The sequence below is a fragment of the Prevotella conceptionensis 9403948 genome (assembly GCF_000312305.1).
Classification (GTDB): Bacteria; Bacteroidota; Bacteroidia; order Bacteroidales; family Bacteroidaceae; genus Prevotella; species Prevotella conceptionensis.
Genome location: NZ_HE999445.1, coordinates 455780 through 458009, shown reverse-complemented (window position 1 = coordinate 458009; position 2230 = coordinate 455780). Strand labels below are relative to the sequence as shown.

Here is a 2230-nt window from a genome sequence, read left to right as displayed (position 1 = left end):
GGATGCTTACGCTACATATGCAAACTTATTCTTTTACCGAGATTCTACAGCTATTTTTGATTGTATCTCAGATACCGTCATGTTTTTGCGTTATAAGCTCGTCAAAGACACCTTAATTATAATAGATGAGAATAAAGTATGTACAAAAGATCCCATTCAAACACTTAACTCCAAAGAATTGGTTCTAGAAAGTTTGAAAGATTCGGAAAATAAGCAATATTTCATAAAAAACGAAACATTTGGCGAACAATTTGATAGTTCCTTTGTGAGGGAATTCATGTGAATGTGTATCTCATGCCCATGAAATAAAATACGATCCGTGGACAATATTTGAATGTTGCGAACGTCATAACATCGAAGGCATCCGAAAGGCCGAAGAACCTCAGGGGGGACAGCAACCACCCCACAGCTCCCACGCAGATAGGGCATAAGCATTATACTTGCAATGCCAATGGTAACCCAACACTGGTGGAGAACGACAGTCTGAACACCGAGCCGAGAATGTATTGGGACGATGACAACCGACTGATGGTTTTGTCGGACAACGGGTAAGACAAGCCGATACACCTATAATGCTGCCGGCGAGTGTATCGTCAAGTGCCACAGTGACTAATAGATTTCGCTAAAGATGTAGAAGTTGTCAAAACAACAAAAGATTTAAATTTGTATCGATCTTTTGGTGGAAATGCTGCGTATGTTGGTTCCTATCTCTCAAATGTACCAATTGGAAAATTTATTGATAGATGCGGACTTGCGCTGAGACCGGAATGGAATAATGCGATGGAAGGTATTGCGGAAATACAAGTTCCTAAAGGTTCTATTATGATAAAAGGAACCGCAAAGTCACCGGGGGGACAATGGATCGGAGGAAGGACTCAGTATTTTACGGTGGATAAACTGAATAGGATTAAATAGAAGTCTTATGAATAAAAATATTATATATGCAGAAATGGGGAATCCTTGGCAATTCCCTTCATTTTATGAAGTCGCTTCTTGTAAAATTCTATTTATGGATCTACACAATTTCGGAAAGGAAGGGCCTCTGTGTGGAAAATTGTTTATAAATGAAGTACAAATCATGACTCCTCATCATGATGGTTTTGGAGGGCCGATTATAATAAGTGATAATTATATTTATTTACCTCTTTATCACATGATAATAAATAACAGGTCGAACTATTCAAGGACTTACGTTGCAGAAATAGATATTTCAAAAAAGTCATATCGGATAATAGGAAAGAGGGTCGAATATGCGGTTGTTTTCCTTGATTCTATGGTAAACGACACGTTGTATTATTATAATTATTCGAGAAAGGATGATAAATGGCTTAGACGTATTAATATTCATTCTGTAAATAGGCCATGGAGTTGGAGTGAGAGATTCTTTCATTTCTATCATGAATTATTATTTTTCTTTCGTGATTTATTTTAATAAAGCAATATACAATTACTTCTGACTACAACTTGCTGTAGCACACCATAATGGCGAGCGTAGCGGATATTCGTACTTTTATCTACGATACCACCTACGACAGCTGGAATTGCGTGCGCAACATGACCTATCATTACAATGCGGAAGGGCAAATAGTTCGCCTTTCGGGCAATAAACAGGGGCGTGAGAGCGTTATTGTTGACAGGATAGGTTACGACAAGGACGGCCATACCGTCTATACCAAGCTCGGCAACGGCACGGAAACGACCTACACCTACGACAAGCAGCGTGAACGTCTGCAGGCGATGAACCTTACGGCGGACGGTAGGGCTGTGATGGAAAACAAGTACCAATACGATGCTGTGGACAATATCTTGGGTATTGCCAATGCCGTAGACCCGACGCAGGCCGCTAGTAATAACAACAATAGTAATAACAATAGTAATAACAATAACAGCAAAGCGAAACTTGGCGGTGCTTTCAACCACACTTATGCCTACGACGACCTTAACCGCCTGATAAAGGCCAATGGTGAGGCGAAGGGGGCGAAGTATGAAATGACGATGACCTTCGGACGGATGAGCGAACCGCTCACCAAGGTGCAGAAGGTGGACTCCACAAAGACCGTGCAGTCTTACGATTTCACCTATCAGTACGAGGACAGCAACCACCCTACGGCTCCCACGCAGATAGGGCATGAGCATTATACATACGATGACAATGGCAACCCAACACTGGTGGAGAACGGCAGCCTGAACAGCGAGCGGAGAATGTATGGGACGAGGACAACCGCCTGAT

The 2230-nt window shown here is 41.7% G+C and carries 2 protein-coding genes and 2 pseudogenes; all 4 read left to right on the top strand.

The features are described from left to right. Positions 1 to 283, top strand: a 283-nt coding sequence (locus tag BN93_RS18515) for a hypothetical protein (protein ID WP_044259947.1), incomplete at its 5' end; no start/stop codon positions are given. A 32-nt stretch (positions 284 to 315) separates the two neighbouring features. Continuing rightward, positions 316 to 604: pseudogene (locus tag BN93_RS17915) on the top strand (hypothetical protein); the annotation flags it as partial. Positions 605 to 922: 318 nt separating this feature from the next. Next, positions 923 to 1432: a hypothetical protein gene (locus tag BN93_RS06225; RefSeq protein ID WP_019187473.1), complete on the top strand. Its 510-nt coding sequence runs from the start codon at positions 923 to 925 to the stop codon at positions 1430 to 1432. Positions 1433 to 1554: 122 nt separating this feature from the next. Next, positions 1555 to 2230 (top strand): annotated as a pseudogene (locus BN93_RS06220) (RHS repeat-associated core domain-containing protein); the annotation flags it as partial.